General features: G+C 34.6%; 19 protein-coding genes. 2 read left to right on the plus strand and 17 right to left on the minus strand.

The genetic code is table 11. The features are described from left to right. Positions 1 to 136: 136 nt before the first annotated feature. The 6 genes from dnaK to QN089_RS09135 form a co-directional block, all read right to left on the minus strand. Positions 137 to 1966: a molecular chaperone DnaK gene (gene dnaK, locus QN089_RS09110; protein ID WP_068452563.1), complete on the minus strand. Its 1830-nt coding sequence runs from the start codon at positions 1964 to 1966 to the stop codon at positions 137 to 139. A gap of 64 nt (positions 1967 to 2030) precedes the next feature. Continuing rightward, positions 2031 to 2603, minus strand: coding sequence for a nucleotide exchange factor GrpE (grpE, locus tag QN089_RS09115; RefSeq protein ID WP_068452561.1), 573 nt, complete (start codon positions 2601 to 2603; stop codon positions 2031 to 2033). Positions 2604 to 2630: 27 nt separating this feature from the next. Then, positions 2631 to 3653, minus strand: a complete 1023-nt coding sequence (gene hrcA / locus QN089_RS09120; RefSeq protein WP_068452559.1) for a heat-inducible transcriptional repressor HrcA — start codon at positions 3651 to 3653, stop codon at positions 2631 to 2633. Between the two features lie 93 nt (positions 3654 to 3746). Beyond that, positions 3747 to 4889: a radical SAM family heme chaperone HemW gene (hemW, locus tag QN089_RS09125; protein WP_285215130.1), complete on the minus strand. Its 1143-nt coding sequence runs from the start codon at positions 4887 to 4889 to the stop codon at positions 3747 to 3749. A 210-nt stretch (positions 4890 to 5099) separates the two neighbouring features. Beyond that, positions 5100 to 5267, minus strand: coding sequence for a hypothetical protein (locus tag QN089_RS09130; RefSeq protein ID WP_156422335.1), 168 nt, complete (start codon positions 5265 to 5267; stop codon positions 5100 to 5102). Between the two features lie 635 nt (positions 5268 to 5902). Beyond that, on the minus strand, positions 5903 to 6217 hold the full coding sequence (locus QN089_RS09135; protein WP_285215131.1) for a hypothetical protein: 315 nt from the start codon (positions 6215 to 6217) through the stop codon (positions 5903 to 5905). 392 nt (positions 6218 to 6609) lie between these two features. Between QN089_RS09135 and QN089_RS09140 the strand changes: the two genes are divergently transcribed. Together QN089_RS09140 and QN089_RS09145 are read left to right on the plus strand one after the other, a co-directional pair. After that, complete coding sequence (locus tag QN089_RS09140; RefSeq protein WP_285215132.1) at positions 6610 to 7122, plus strand: DUF4352 domain-containing protein; 513 nt, start codon at positions 6610 to 6612, stop codon at positions 7120 to 7122. Between the two features lie 11 nt (positions 7123 to 7133). Further along, positions 7134 to 7463 carry a hypothetical protein gene (locus tag QN089_RS09145; protein ID WP_285215133.1) on the plus strand — a complete coding sequence of 110 codons (330 nt, stop codon included), beginning with the start codon at positions 7134 to 7136 and terminating at the stop codon, positions 7461 to 7463. A 50-nt stretch (positions 7464 to 7513) separates the two neighbouring features. On the opposite strand, the gene QN089_RS09150 is transcribed toward QN089_RS09145, so the two are convergent. The 11 genes from QN089_RS09150 to QN089_RS09200 all read right to left on the minus strand — a co-directional run bounded on the left by QN089_RS09150 (position 7514) and on the right by QN089_RS09200 (position 13850). Continuing rightward, complete coding sequence (locus QN089_RS09150; RefSeq protein WP_285215134.1) at positions 7514 to 8086, minus strand: hypothetical protein; 573 nt, start codon at positions 8084 to 8086, stop codon at positions 7514 to 7516. A gap of 85 nt (positions 8087 to 8171) precedes the next feature. After that, positions 8172 to 8924 carry an N-acetylmuramoyl-L-alanine amidase gene (locus QN089_RS09155; protein WP_285215135.1) on the minus strand — a complete coding sequence of 251 codons (753 nt, stop codon included), beginning with the start codon at positions 8922 to 8924 and terminating at the stop codon, positions 8172 to 8174. Between the two features lies 1 nt (position 8925). After that, a complete protein-coding gene (locus tag QN089_RS09160; RefSeq protein ID WP_285215136.1) occupies positions 8926 to 9192 on the minus strand; it encodes a holin in 267 nt (88 codons plus the stop codon). Between the two features lie 10 nt (positions 9193 to 9202). Then, positions 9203 to 9562, minus strand: a complete 360-nt coding sequence (locus QN089_RS09165; RefSeq protein ID WP_285215137.1) for a hypothetical protein — start codon at positions 9560 to 9562, stop codon at positions 9203 to 9205. A 63-nt stretch (positions 9563 to 9625) separates the two neighbouring features. Further along, complete coding sequence (locus QN089_RS09170) at positions 9626 to 9820, minus strand: hypothetical protein (protein WP_285215138.1); 195 nt, start codon at positions 9818 to 9820, stop codon at positions 9626 to 9628. A gap of 57 nt (positions 9821 to 9877) precedes the next feature. Next, positions 9878 to 11035 (minus strand): siphovirus ReqiPepy6 Gp37-like family protein, encoded by a 1158-nt coding sequence (locus QN089_RS09175; protein WP_285215139.1) that lies wholly within the window; start codon positions 11033 to 11035, stop codon positions 9878 to 9880. A 51-nt stretch (positions 11036 to 11086) separates the two neighbouring features. Beyond that, positions 11087 to 11278 carry a hypothetical protein gene (locus tag QN089_RS09180; protein WP_285215140.1) on the minus strand — a complete coding sequence of 64 codons (192 nt, stop codon included), beginning with the start codon at positions 11276 to 11278 and terminating at the stop codon, positions 11087 to 11089. Positions 11279 to 11405: 127 nt separating this feature from the next. Further along, the gene (locus tag QN089_RS09185) at positions 11406 to 11648 is read right to left on the minus strand and encodes a hypothetical protein (protein ID WP_285215141.1); all 243 of its coding nucleotides are present in this window, start codon (positions 11646 to 11648) and stop codon (positions 11406 to 11408) included. A 95-nt stretch (positions 11649 to 11743) separates the two neighbouring features. After that, positions 11744 to 11911 (minus strand): hypothetical protein, encoded by a 168-nt coding sequence (locus tag QN089_RS09190; RefSeq protein WP_285215142.1) that lies wholly within the window; start codon positions 11909 to 11911, stop codon positions 11744 to 11746. Next, positions 11911 to 12249: a hypothetical protein gene (locus tag QN089_RS09195; protein ID WP_285215143.1), complete on the minus strand. Its 339-nt coding sequence runs from the start codon at positions 12247 to 12249 to the stop codon at positions 11911 to 11913. Before QN089_RS09195 ends, QN089_RS09190 begins: the two co-directional genes overlap by 1 nt. Further along, positions 12246 to 13850 carry a hypothetical protein gene (locus QN089_RS09200; RefSeq protein ID WP_285215144.1) on the minus strand — a complete coding sequence of 535 codons (1605 nt, stop codon included), beginning with the start codon at positions 13848 to 13850 and terminating at the stop codon, positions 12246 to 12248. The genes QN089_RS09195 and QN089_RS09200 overlap by 4 nt, the downstream gene beginning before the upstream one ends. Positions 13851 to 13862 lie beyond the last annotated feature (12 nt).

Raw genomic sequence — 13862 nt, forward strand, 5'->3', positions numbered from 1 at the left:
AATTCTCTTTTGAAAAAGAAAAGCCAAAGCCCTATAACGGTCTTTAGCTACCACTGTGAACGGACGTAATGTACATGTTATGTTCACGTTACTAAGGAACGATTGGTCTTTGACTTTTCATCATTCATAAAAACGATTATTTTTTATCGTCGTCTACTTCAGTGAAATCAGCATCTACAACACCATCATCTTTAGCGCCGCCAGCTTCTCCACCTTGTGCAGCTTGTTGAGCCGCTGCTGCTTGTTCGTAAACTTTCATTACAAGTGGTTGTAATAAACCTTCTAGTTTTTCTTTTGCAGCTTTAATGCCTTCAATTTCGCCAGCTTCGATAGCTTTTGCTAATTCTTCTTTTGCTTCTTCTACTGGTTTTTTCTCGTCTTCTGTTACTTGTTCGCCAAGGTCTGCTAATGTTTTATCAGTTTGGAATACAAGTTGATCTGCTTCGTTACGTAAATCAGCTTCTTCTTTGCGTGCTTTATCCGCTTCTGCATTTTCTTCAGCTTCTTTTACCATACGCTCGATATCTGCTTCAGATAGACCAGAATCTGATTGAATCACAATATTTTGTTCTTTATTTGTACCTAAGTCTTTCGCTTTAACAGTTACAATACCATTTTTATCGATATCGAATGTTACTTCGATTTGTGGAATACCACGTGGTGCTGCTGGAATATCTGTTAATTGGAAGCGACCTAATGTTTTGTTATCAGCAGCCATTGGACGCTCACCTTGTAATACGTGAATGTCTACAGCAGGTTGGTTATCTGCAGCTGTTGAGAATGTTTGTGATTTAGATGTTGGAATTGTTGTGTTGCGCTCGATTAATTTCGTGAATACGCCACCCATTGTTTCAATACCTAATGATAATGGTGTTACGTCTAGTAATACAACGTCTTCTACATCACCTGTTAATACGCCACCTTGTACAGCTGCACCCATTGCTACTACTTCATCTGGGTTTACGCCTTTATGTGGCTCTTTGCCTGTTGCTTTTTGTACGGCTTCTTGTACTGCTGGAATACGAGTTGAACCACCAACTAAGATAACTTGATCAATTTCAGAAGCTGAAAGGCCTGCATCTTTTAACGCTTGGCGAGTTGGAATCATTGTGCGTTCTACTAAATCAGCAGTGATTTCGTTGAATTTTGCACGTGAGATTGACATTTCTAAGTGTAATGGACCTGCTTCACCTGCAGTGATGAATGGCAGTGAAACTTGTGCTGTTGTTACACCTGAAAGTTCTTTTTTCGCTTTTTCAGCAGCATCTTTTAAACGTTGCATTGCCATTTTATCTTTTGATAAGTCAATGCCGTTTTCTTTTTTGAATTCTGCTACTAAGTAGTCGATGATTGCTTCGTCGAAGTCATCTCCACCTAGTTTGTTATCACCAGCTGTTGCTAGTACTTCAAATACGCCATCACCTAATTCAAGGATTGATACGTCGAATGTACCACCACCAAGGTCAAATACTAATACTTTTTGGTCTACATCCATTTTCTCTAAACCGTAAGCTAATGCTGCAGCTGTTGGTTCGTTAATGATACGTTCTACTTCTAAACCAGCGATTTTACCAGCGTCTTTTGTTGCTTGACGTTGTGCATCATTGAAGTAAGCAGGAACTGTAATAACAGCTTTTGTTACTTTTTCACCAAGATAGTCTTCAGCATACTCTTTTAAGTGTGTTAAAATCATTGCTGAAATTTCTTGTGGTGTATATGTTTTATCTTCTACAGTCACTTTGTAATCTTCACCCATGTGACGTTTGATTGAGATAATTGTATTTGGATTTGTAATTGATTGACGTTTTGCTACTTCCCCAACTTGACGTTCGCCGTTTTTAAATGCGACTACTGAAGGAGTTGTACGCGCGCCTTCTTTGTTTGCGATTACTACTGGTTCTCCACCTTCAAGAACCGATACGCAAGAGTTTGTTGTACCTAAGTCAATACCAATAATTTTACTCATAATAAAATTCCTCCTAAGATATATAAACGCTAAATGCGCTTAATACGATTTGTAATAAAATGAATTACTCGTTCACTTTTACCATGGCTGGACGTAATACGCGGTCTTTCAACTTATACCCGCGTTGTAGTTCTTGTAATACAACACCAGCTTCTTTTGAATCGTCTTGTTCTTGCATCACAGCTTGATGGACGTTTGGATCAAATGGATGATCTACTGTTTCAATAACTTCTAACCCCTCTTTTGCAGTCGCTTCTACTAAAGAGCGATAAACCATCTCGATTCCTTTTTTAATCGATTGACCATCTTCTGTTGTCGCTTCTACTTGTAGCGCACGTTCAAAGTTATCTAACACAGGTAGTAAATCAGTTAGTAGACTTTGTGAACGATACTTCGCTGCAGACTCACGCTCTGTTTGCGTACGACGTTTGAAATTATCAAAATCAGCACGCAATCGTAAATAGCGATTTTCTTCATCTTGCAACTTCTTCTCTAATTCTTCTACTTCATTTACTTCTGCAATTTCTGTTGCTTCCGCTTCAGCTTCAACTGTTTCTACTTCTTCAGTTGTTTGCTCAGCTGTTTCTTCCACAACTTCTTCTGTCACTTGTTCTTTTTGTTCTTTTTCTTGTGACACAGTAAATCCTCCTTTATACACATCACATTACCATTCTCTACGCATGAGTTTTGATAAGTCTCCGCTCATATGATCTAATAACGTAATGACACGTTGGTAATCCATTCTTTTCGGACCGATAATAGCAATCGATCCAACTTGTTCTTCGTTTGTCGAGTAGGTCGCTGTAATAATACTACAATCTTCTACTGCATTCAGTTCATTTTCTGAACCAATTCGAATTTGAATTCCTGGTGAATCACGATGTAACAATGCTTGAATCTGACTTTGGGTTTCCATCATTTCCATAAGCATACGAATCTTATCTAAATCATGAAACTCAGGTTGATTTAGCATATTCGTCTTACCACCGTAATAGATTTTGCTATCACTCTGTTGTTCTATTCCCGTAAAAATCGACTTTAAAAGCCCATTATATGCCCCAACGTGTTGTCGAATAATGTTTGACACTTCACGTTCTAGGTAATATGGAATTTGAACAATTGGAATACCGACTAAACGTTCATTCAAAATATTAACCATTTTTTCAAAATCACTTGGATGTAGGCCCTCAGGTAAATCGACAACTCGATTTTCCACATGACCGTTATCCGTCACAATAATCGCTACTGCATTTTTTGCACTAAGCGGAACAATTGAGAATCGCTTCACTTTGTGCAACTGTACATCTGGTCCTAAAATAATCGAAGTATAATTTGTTAGGTCAGATAGAATAGTGGCTGATTTACGAATCACTTGTTCCGTTTCATAGGCATTCTCTGAAAAAACAGAGCGCAACACCTTCATATCATGGTTCGTAATAACCTGAGGTTTTAACAAATGATCCACGTAAAATCTATAACCTTTTTCCGATGGAATACGACCTGATGAAGTATGGGTCTTTTCTAAATACCCTAACTCCTCCAAATCAGCCATCTCGTTTCGAATTGTAGAAGAACTAAATGATATTTCTTCACGTTTCGAAATTTGACGTGAACCAATCGGCTGACCAGACGAAATGAAATCATCGACGATTACTTTAAGAATTTGCAACTGTCGATCGGTTAGCATGATCATCACCTCATTTTTAGCACTCACTCATATCGAGTGCTAACACTATACTTAATTTATCAAAACTCTTTTTTTATGTCAACGGAAAAGCACTTAATCTATTAAAAATTCTTGAAACACTTCATTCCCTACGAATTTCCCTTGATGTGACAAGTAAATCGCTTGTTCATCTTCTATTAAAAGACCTGCTTCAGTTAAAGAATTGATTTGCTTTTCAAATACATCATGCACTTGTTTTCCGTATCGTTCATAAAAATGTTGTTTATTGATTCCTGCTGTTTTACGAAGACCTAAAAATAATTCTTCTTCTATTTTTTCTTTTTCAGTCACATCATGTTCATGGTGAATAGGTAATTCGCCCGCTTCGATACAGTCCATATATTTTTTTAAAGGACCATGATTCGTATAGCGGGTACTACTTACATAGCCACTTGCTCCTGCACCAAAACCTGCATACTCATCGTTATCCCAGTAAATCAAGTTATGTTTCGACTCAAAATTTGTACGTCCAAAGTTACTAATTTCATATTGATGAAGACCTCTCTTCTCCATTTCTTTCATTAATAAGGCATACATTGCTGCTTCAGAATCTTCTCCCGGTAACGGTAATTTACCTTTGTTCATTAAATTGAAGAAAATCGTTTTTGGCTCCACAATTAATGAATAGGCTGAATAATGTGGTAAGTCGAGCGCAAAAGCTTGATTCAATGTATTTTGCCATTGTTCCATCGTTTGCCCTGGAAGACCATACATTAAATCAATACTAATATTCGTAAATCCAACTTCTTTTGCTTGTCGAATAGTTTCAATAACTTGCTCAGGTGCATGCGTACGACCCAATTTTTTCAGAAGTTCTGTATCAAATGACTGCACACCTAAACTTAAACGATTAATACCGAATGCTTTTAATACACGTGATTTTTCAATAGTTAACTCATCTGGATTTGCTTCTGTTGAAAACTCGATTACGTGTTTCATTGGAATATGCGTCTGAATTAAAGTTAATAAACGTTCTAGCTGCTCAGCGGATAACGCTGTCGGTGTGCCACCACCTAAAAAAATCGTTTGAATTTTTTCATAAGCAGCTGGATTTTTTGAAACAGCTAATGCCATCTCCTTTCCTAGACTTTCAATATATTCATCAACTGGCTGATTTTTAAAGAATACTTTATTAAAATCGCAATAATTACAAATTTGATGACAAAATGGAATGTGTATATATACACCTGTCGTCATAGTTCAACTTCCTCTCTACATGTAACACTTTTTTTAGTTTAGCTGATTTACACAAAAACATACAGTAAACACCTGCTTTTATATGAAAGAACAAACAAAAAAAGAGAGATCATGTACTGACACGACCTCTCCTCTGTTTACAGGTAGTTCTTTATTTGAATTTTTCTACTTATCACCTGTAGCTCATTGACGAATCTGTTTAAAATGGAGCTAAACCGCTTGGTGATATCTTTCATATACCATTCCAGTTAAATCCTCTTGCATTTCACTTAATTCGGCAAGTTTACTTTTCATATGCGATACATTGGTTTCTAATGCAGACAGACGCTTTTCTACACGTGCAACTAACAATTCCAATTGATCTTCATGTGTTTTCATTGTAAACCACCTCTCTTTAATTACCTTTACATTATGTATATAGTGTAAATATATTTTAACAGATTTTATCTTATCTGTATATATGCCGATGAATAATTCGACAATTTTTGTCGAATTTCGCGTATTTTTGTCGACATTTCGTTAAGAATATACAAATTTTATATCATTAGTGTAAAATACTTTAAATAAATAATAACATTTTATGTCTTAATTTGTAAAATTTTTTTACTATAAGCGTCGTCTTTTACCGCATAAAATATTTACCCTAGCTACATTTTTTCAAACCATTTTCTTCAAAAAAAATGATTTTGTTTTTTTAGTTCTAGTACTATCTTATTTTCATACTATTATTTATGCAACATCCATCTTTTTTTATTAAGATAATTGGTAAAAAAGATATTGCTTTATTTTTCCATCTAAAGACATCTTAACTAGCTCTATTTTCACTTTCTGTAAAAATACATTTTCATCTATATCTATAGTCTGATTTCCAATTCGACAATAATAGATGAATTCAATTATTATTTATTTGGAAATTCACCTGCTTACTAGACGAAATAGACAGTGAAAAAGTTTAAAAAAATCAAAAAATACATCTAACAATTAGTAGCTCTCTCTAATTATTAGATGCACATTCAATCTTTTAATGTATGATATGGTTTTTTAAAAACGGTATGCGCCTCTTTTTCATCATCTAAGCGTTCATAGAACTCTGAACTATAAGGTAATTCCAAATCATTCATTTCCGCGTCTTCCACACAAGCAATTAATACGTCATATCCTTCTAAATCTTTCGGCCAAAAATTATTTTTAGTATTCCCCTTCTCTAATGTTAGCGTAAGTGCATCTCTCAACTTTTCTAATCCTTGTCGGTTCCCTATAATATACGCTTCATCATGCCAACTATTTTGGGCATAAGTATGGCATTTCGGATACTTATTTTTATTCATTAGCTCCTCACCTTTCTTCTTTTTTTAAAAAATAGCGAACACCATTTTATATGAAATGGTGTTCGCTGTTTTAGCTTATTTCTTCGGTTGGTCGTCGTCCATTTTCAATACAGCCATGAATGCTTCTTTTAGATTTTTAATATTTTATAGTATTTTGCGTTATCTTTTAATACCCTGTTAATCCTTATTTTTAAAAGGTTACAGGGTATTTTTGTATTCAATTATATTCATGGTTATTTTCCTATTATATAAGCGTATTTTTTGAAGTAGGTGGCACTAGGGTGGTTAGTTATATTTAAATTTTATTAAAAACATCATTTATTTATCGATTACAATATATTGTTTTAATGATAGAATTAGTAATTGTAAAATAATAGAAAGAGGTTGTATGCATGAAGAAATCATTATTGTTAAGTCTGCCGATTGCAGCTGCACTGCTACTAGGTGCGTGTGGAGAAACAACGGTAGAGAAAGTAGATGGAAAAGAAAAACAATCTACTGAAAAGAAAAAAGAAGAAAAGAAAGATGTTGTCTATAAAGTTGGCGACACTGTAAAAGTAAATGGTGTAGAAATTACGATTACAAAAGCTGCTTTCACTGCTCCTGCTGAATATAGCGAAGCTGAAAACGGTAAAGTTTTAACTTTAGATGTTAAAGTGAAAAATTCTAGCGATAGCCAAGCATTTGTTGACAGTACAGAATTCGGTCTTTCTTATGGAGATACTCAAGCTGAAGATTATTATGGTTATAATGATTTAGCGATTTCACAAGAATTAAATAAAGGTAAACAAGCAACAGGGAAATTGTACTTTGATGTAAAATCTGCGAAATCGTATGAGTTAATTTACTCACCTACATTCGCATTTGATAGCAAAGAAATTAAATGGAAAATTTCAGTTAAATAGGAGTGTTTTAAATGAAGATTTGGGTTGCGGTATTAGCTATTTTAGGTGGACTAGCTGGTTTAGCTAGTGGTTTTTTAGTAACAGCTTTCGGTGTTGGCTTTAGTGAAAATGAAATGGCGGATAGTGGAGCTGCTGTATTTTGGGTTTCATTCTTCTCTATTTTCTTCGGTTTCTTATCTTGGAAATTCCCTAAAATTTCAGGAATTCTACTATTAGTATGTGCAGTATATGGTTTCTTTGAGAACGGATTATTCTTTACAGTTGCATTTATTTTCTTATTTATCGCTGGCATTCTTTCTTTCTTAATCAAAAAGAAAGAAAACGTAACAGCTACAGCTTAATAGAAAGAAAAAAAGCCCCTATCTCTCCACAATTGTGGAAGGACAGGGGTTTATTTTTCATATACAAAATATCCATCTAGTTCTATTTTCTTTTTCTTTCTTCTACTGATTTTTAAGAAGTTAGTTCTTGGGTTTGTGTATTGAAAGTAAAGATAGTCACTACATTCTGAATCATCATTTTCATAGAAAGATAGGATCTTCAAAATTTTCGCTTCTCCAGGTTGCAATGTAATGTAGTTTAAATATTCATCTTCTTGCTTTTTTATTTTTTTCTCTACTTCAATGCCTTTCTCGTAACTTTTTATAGAGTAAATAGGTAAAGTTGTATTATCATAAAAAACTTCTGTTTCGATAATAATTTTAGGTTTAGATGATGTATTAAAAATTAGCAATTCTAAATTTAGCACATCGTAATTAATAGAATGATGATAATAGTCTATCGCGAATTCTCTTTTAAAATTTCTTTCTACCACCAAATCATAAGAATCTTCTTTTCTTGCTAAGAAAGCTGTCATTGGCTTTATTTTTATTCCACCACTTTGTGATAAAACGTAGTTAAATAAAAAAGCTAATGTCGCACCGATTACTGCTGAACCAACAGGAATGAAGATAGAAAAATCCATCACTACTCACTCTCTTTCTAATATATTGAATAAGTACCAATAAATTATTCTATCATATCCTTGATATTTAGTTCATTTTCTTTTTTTACTTAGCTGTGAACTTCACATACTTACTCGATGCTGTGATGTAATTACCAATAATCGTTTTGTATTGATATGCTCCATCAACTTTTACTTTTCCCACAATTGTTAGTACAGTATTTTTGTCTACTGTGCCAGTCGGTTTAGACCAACGTGGACCATTGTAATAGTTTAGATCATCAACTAAAACTTTGATTGTCCCAATAACTTTTGGTTGAGTAGGTTTACTTGGCTTATTTGGCTTAGAAACTTGTGTAACAGATGATTTGTTTAATTCTTTTTTCACTTCTGCTACGAATTTCTTCCACGTCCAGCCACCTTTACCCTCTCTAATATCGCGTGGGCAGTTCTTTCCTGTGAAGTAATTGTGCTGAACCATTTTGCTAATTGGAATCTTTTCATCTTTTAAAATCTTAGCTGCTAATTGTACAGCGTTACGCATTGTTTTATTCCAATCACTACCTTTATCTACGCAAATTTCGATAGCGATTGATTTATTATTACCTGATCCAGCATGCCAGCAACGATGGTTATTTGAGAACGATTGATATGCTTTAATATCATCAACTTGGTAATGCCATGAAGCTTGACGGCTATTACCGTTTTTTTGTAGTAAGGCGTGATTTAAAGCTTTCGCTCCTTCTTTGTAATTATCAGTCGTGTGGATACATAGAAACTCTTTTGTATTACCTGTTCCGTAAGTCACTTTTTTCGCTTCTTCTGCTGTTAACATATATGTTTTATCGATTGTTACCATATCACTTATCCCCTTTCGTGAAACCTTCTCTATATTTCGCAATCTCAAATAACCCAGTTGAAGCTAGACCAGCAAATGCACCTGCCCACAATCGTAGCGTTAGATTTAAATCTGTAAATGGATAAGCTAACGAGGCGATGACCATCGCTAAAGCAACGGACATCAGTGGAATATAATTCTTTTTAACTTTGACTGCGCGTTTAACTAACTCAATAACTGCTGTGATAATCGGTAATAAAATTGTTGCTAAAATTAATACGTTTAACATACAATCACTCCTAATTTTTAATTTGATTTCGTAAATTACTTACTTCTTGCGCTAAAGATGAATGATCATTTTGCAGACCGTTAAAAGCTTGGTTAAGCCCCTCTACAGACTTAGAAATTTGACTTAATGAATCAACAAACTTTTCTTGGTTTGCCATTAATTTATCTTCTCGATCACGCGATTCTTCTTTCAATTCGTTAAATCGCTTTTCAGCTTCAACTTTTTGTTCCTTTTGTGCATTTTCGAGCATTTCTTCACGTTTAGCATTTTCGTTTTTTAAATAACTCAATACTGCAACAGCTAGAATGACAAATAAGATAGCCCACACAAATTGGCTACCTACAATCCCTTCTATTGTTTTAATGTCCATAACCCCACCTACTCTTTATTTTTCTGCATAATAAAAAGCACCCCGTTAAGAGTGCTTACATCACTATATTTTTATACTATTTACAAATTGCTCATTTATTTCTTGTTGAACCTTTTGCATATTTCTTTCGTACACAACTTCGTATTCTTCTTTCGTTAGAATGCCCTTTTCAGTAAGTATTTCAACTAAAGCATTGATACGAATACCCTTTTCAAAACTGCCACCAATCAGTGCATTAAGCATTTCTTTCTCATCCATATTATCATCCCCTTTTTCTGATTTTACATTAAATGTAAATAAAAAGGAATCGTAAATTTATGCTTTTACAAGTGGATTAAGGTTTTTGAACTCACGTTTGATTTTGTCGATTAACGTCGGCTTGTCTTTATCAAATACGACTTCGATTTCATAAGCGTTGCCTGCTTCATTCGATTCTTTCACTTCGGTTATTCGAGTATCTAATGTGATACCCCAATCCTCATGCTGCAACGTAACAATATCGCCAATATCCCAATCTTCTTCATATTTAAAAGGTGACTTCGTAAGCACTTGCCCACTCATAAAAATTTCAGCTGCTAATTCTGCTAGCTTTTCATTCCCACGATCAACTAAATCTTTTTCTATTTCTAATGGTGGACGTGGTGTTTCATTTCCTTCGTCATCTACATTTGTATCTGCTATATCACGAGCATCTACATACAACTCATGACGTTCATAGCCTGTTGTGGAATCGTTTATCATCACAATCTTACGTGCTGTACCTTCGCCTTGTCCTGCGACAACAGCCGTGTTTTTATAGTCGAGATACGATTCTGTAAACTCCAACGACTTCAGCGAATTGAATTTAGGCGAAAAAATAACAGGATTATTAACACGTTGATACGCTGTTAAGTCCTGTCCTTCTGATACGTCAAATACAAATTTTTTATTTACGATATCAATTGTAATGTTCCAACCAAGTCCAGATAGTTCACTGATCGTCTGTAACTCATCTGATAGCGTGTCAAAACGTGCTGACCGACTGATTGTATCACCTCTAGTTAAATCGGGTGCTATGACTAGATTTGGAATGGTACGCTTGCTGTCCACAGGATTGACTGCTGATACATTAACATAATGCTTCATGACCGTTTCAGCTTTACCACTTTTATTATCGTGTGATGTATGACTTGGTGGCATGATAATACGTTGTGATAGCCATGTTTTGAGTGATAATGCTTTGATAAGCCAATTCTCTGTTTCTTTCCCATTTTCGTCTAGTTCAATTTCACGATGGAGGATAACATGACCCTTCTGCAATTGATTTGTGGGAAAAACAATGCGGTCTTTTATCAATTCATTTGCACCATGCTGGTAACGATTGATTTTAAGTTCGAGCATACCGATACCGTGCCATTTACGTGTGATTTGTAATGATTCGTAAAGCGAGATTTCGTCGATAAGATTAAACTCTCTGTCGATTATTCGTAGCATATTTCACCTTCTTTCCACAATAGAAAAACACCCCCGAAGGAGTGTTTAAAATCAATCTGTAACTTTAGCTTTTAAAGTAAAGTAACACCCATCAACTTTTATTTTCGAGATAACAATCTGACCTTCTTCCTCTAACGTTTTAGCTTGTTGATATTTTTGATTAGCTTCGTATTCAGAACTGCAAGCTGTTATAAAAGTAGCGTTGTTATCTTCTTTAATTTTCGCTAATAAATCCATACCCATCAATATCACCACCTTTCTATACTTTAATCATATCGAAAGATGGCAAATATTAACATGATAGCTTTACGCTATTTTTGACACAAAAATAACGCTAGTCTGCTGACTGCACTATAAGGAATTCCGCATTTTAATAGCCACCTTTATTGTATAATTCGTCAGCCACATAAAAACATATTCCTCCAACTGTATTCATATCCACGAAATCCTTATCTTGAAATCCTTTTTCTTCCTTCGCTTTATCAATATACAATTTCAAATCTTTTCTAGAACAATGATTTTTTAAAATGTCTCGCAAAGTATATCCTTGAGTGTGTATCATTTCATCGATACACTCATCCATTTCTGATAGACTCATATTTGAATTGAACATTTAACTCACCTCACTTTCTCTATACTTGATAATAGAATATAAAAAACTATTGAATATAGCTACCATATTTTTACGCTTTATATATCAAAAAAATGTTAATTGACTGATTTATCTAACGGAATTTGAGGTGTCGCCATAATTGCTAATTTGTCTGCTTCATCTAAAAAACCTTTTGCGATTGCTAAGTCTAATTCGACTTCTGTTGCTACTCGGTTCTGCCAATTTCGTAAAAATAAATTGTAAACCGCGTGTGATTTCGCCATTACACTGCACCTCCTAGTATTAATTCCATGATTAACGTGTCTTGTTCAAGTTGCGATGCTTTCAACGCTTCATTTTCTGCTTTCAATTCGTCAATTTCATTTTTTTCTTGAACTTGTGGAGACATCGAATTAATAATGTCACGTTGTTCGTTATACTCAGCTTCTGTTAATTCAATAATATCTGCATGTGGTGTATAGTTATCCTCTGATGTTTTGACTAAGCACACACCGTTTTCTAAATCATATACTTGTGTACCTGCTACAAATTGATTGATATCTAACGTTTTATAATCAATCATGCCTTTTGGATTGATATTAATAATTTTTAAATATTTCATTGTTTCCACCCTTCCTGTACGCTAATTGATGATAAGTTTTTGGTTGCAGCTGAACTTATAGCTTTGAAATTAGCTAGTGTTGTATCTGTTATTTTACTAGCGGTAGCAATTGTCAAAAGTATATCACGAAAATATTCAAGGTCATTAACTGTAGTATTTAGAACGAAATGTAGCTCACCTGATTGTTTTTTTACTACTGTCAATGGAACGCTATTGATAATCGATGACGAAGTAACATTTAATTGATAAAGTTCCCCTACATACGTTTGCGAAGCATTAAAACGCGATATTCCAATTGAAATACTATTTCCGTTGTAATATGCTGTGGAATAAAAACCGTAATTTGCTATATAAAAATGCACACCGCCATACGCTGAGGATGGTAAAGAATATAATAATGTCGATAATTCATCATAAACATAGAGTGTATAACCGGAATTTCCTAGCACAAATCCATCTGGTGTATAACTTCTTAATGTCCAACTTGAAGTTTGTAAAGAAGATGTATCTATTGTTTTTAATAGAGTTCCAGTTGTTTTACTTACTTTATAACAAATCCTACTGTTTATATAACACAAGACATCGTTATCTACATAAGTTAATCTGCCAAAAGTAGTATTAAATGTTTGGTTATATAATAAAGTTTTTATAGCTTTTTCATCTCCCCCTTCACCCTGTAACATAAAAGCCGTCCCGTTATAACGAATTGAATACACTGCACCTGCTTTCAAATCACTAACTGGCGCACCATTGGCTTTTAAAATAGGTTTAGCTCCTAATGCATTCACATTAATCGTTGTTGCACCTGTGCTTGCTGTATTGATTTTTATAACTAATCCCATACCATCTTTGTAACTTGTGGGTGCTGGATTTAACGTAACTGCGTAAGCGTTAGTGCCTGTAGCTGTAGCGTATCCTGGTGAACGTACATAATCTTCTTTTAATTCATTTACAGCTCCTACAATTGTCGTTTTATCTGTCGTTTTTAAATTTTGCTTAAAACCTGTGTCAGCGTATGGTGCAAACCCTTCATTCTTCACACTTTCAAACCACGTGTCCCACTGTTCCTGAAATTGCGTTGTCGGCACACTAATGATAGACGAAACTAATCCACACAAACTTTCAATCATACGTTCATCTTTTAAATCTGTTTCAATAAGCTGCGTTGTATTTTCCCTTACCAAGACTTGTGCTAATGATAATTCATGAATGTATTGATCGCGTTGCAAAGTTGGTGCGATTGGCGAAGTTGCTGAAGCACCTTTTTTTACAAACAATTTTACATAGCGACTTGAATTAGATAAATCTAATCGCAAAACAATACGATCAATACGTTTTAATGTCGGTTCTGGGATATCGTGTTTCAAAATTAACTCCGTCGTATTTTCATACGCATATCCTTTAATAATCGCTTTTCCTGCAGCTACTTTAGTTGTAAGAGTATTTGGTACAACTCTTACTCTTAAACCTAAATCGGTTTGTTTATCTGTATGCAAAATGCCATCTGATAAAACACCACCGAAGTAGTCTGCGAAATCTGACGCATAATGCCAACGCTCATCTCCTGGAGCGCTATTGAAAAACTTGAATATTTCTGCCATGTTACCACCCTT

The organism is Kurthia sp. YJT4 (genome assembly GCF_030219945.1).
GTDB classification, from domain to species: domain Bacteria; phylum Bacillota; class Bacilli; order Bacillales_A; family Planococcaceae; genus Kurthia; species Kurthia gibsonii.

Excerpts from the sequence above, each read along its gene's own strand:
- QN089_RS09130 (WP_156422335.1), bottom strand. The coding sequence starts at position 5,267 with ATGAAAACACATGAAGATCAATTGGAATTGTTAGTTGCACGTGTAGAA.
- QN089_RS09160 (WP_285215136.1), bottom strand. The coding sequence starts at position 9,192 with ATGTTAAACGTATTAATTTTAGCAACAATTTTATTACCGATTATCACA.
- QN089_RS09135 (WP_285215131.1), bottom strand. The coding sequence starts at position 6,217 with ATGAATAAAAATAAGTATCCGAAATGCCATACTTATGCCCAAAATAGT.
- QN089_RS09155 (WP_285215135.1), bottom strand. The coding sequence starts at position 8,924 with ATGGTAACAATCGATAAAACATATATGTTAACAGCAGAAGAAGCGAAA.
- QN089_RS09180 (WP_285215140.1), bottom strand. The coding sequence starts at position 11,278 with ATGGGTATGGATTTATTAGCGAAAATTAAAGAAGATAACAACGCTACT.
- QN089_RS09185 (WP_285215141.1), bottom strand. The coding sequence starts at position 11,648 with ATGTTCAATTCAAATATGAGTCTATCAGAAATGGATGAGTGTATCGAT.
- QN089_RS09140 (WP_285215132.1), top strand. The coding sequence starts at position 6,610 with ATGAAGAAATCATTATTGTTAAGTCTGCCGATTGCAGCTGCACTGCTA.
- hemW (WP_285215130.1), bottom strand. The coding sequence starts at position 4,889 with ATGACGACAGGTGTATATATACACATTCCATTTTGTCATCAAATTTGT.
- hrcA (WP_068452559.1), bottom strand. The coding sequence starts at position 3,653 with ATGCTAACCGATCGACAGTTGCAAATTCTTAAAGTAATCGTCGATGAT.
- QN089_RS09195 (WP_285215143.1), bottom strand. The coding sequence starts at position 12,249 with ATGAAATATTTAAAAATTATTAATATCAATCCAAAAGGCATGATTGAT.
- QN089_RS09200 (WP_285215144.1), bottom strand. The coding sequence starts at position 13,850 with ATGGCAGAAATATTCAAGTTTTTCAATAGCGCTCCAGGAGATGAGCGT.
- QN089_RS09170 (WP_285215138.1), bottom strand. The coding sequence starts at position 9,820 with ATGGATGAGAAAGAAATGCTTAATGCACTGATTGGTGGCAGTTTTGAA.
- QN089_RS09190 (WP_285215142.1), bottom strand. The coding sequence starts at position 11,911 with ATGGCGAAATCACACGCGGTTTACAATTTATTTTTACGAAATTGGCAG.
- QN089_RS09145 (WP_285215133.1), top strand. The coding sequence starts at position 7,134 with ATGAAGATTTGGGTTGCGGTATTAGCTATTTTAGGTGGACTAGCTGGT.
- QN089_RS09165 (WP_285215137.1), bottom strand. The coding sequence starts at position 9,562 with ATGGACATTAAAACAATAGAAGGGATTGTAGGTAGCCAATTTGTGTGG.
- dnaK (WP_068452563.1), bottom strand. The coding sequence starts at position 1,966 with ATGAGTAAAATTATTGGTATTGACTTAGGTACAACAAACTCTTGCGTA.
- QN089_RS09150 (WP_285215134.1), bottom strand. The coding sequence starts at position 8,086 with ATGGATTTTTCTATCTTCATTCCTGTTGGTTCAGCAGTAATCGGTGCG.
- QN089_RS09175 (WP_285215139.1), bottom strand. The coding sequence starts at position 11,035 with ATGCTACGAATAATCGACAGAGAGTTTAATCTTATCGACGAAATCTCG.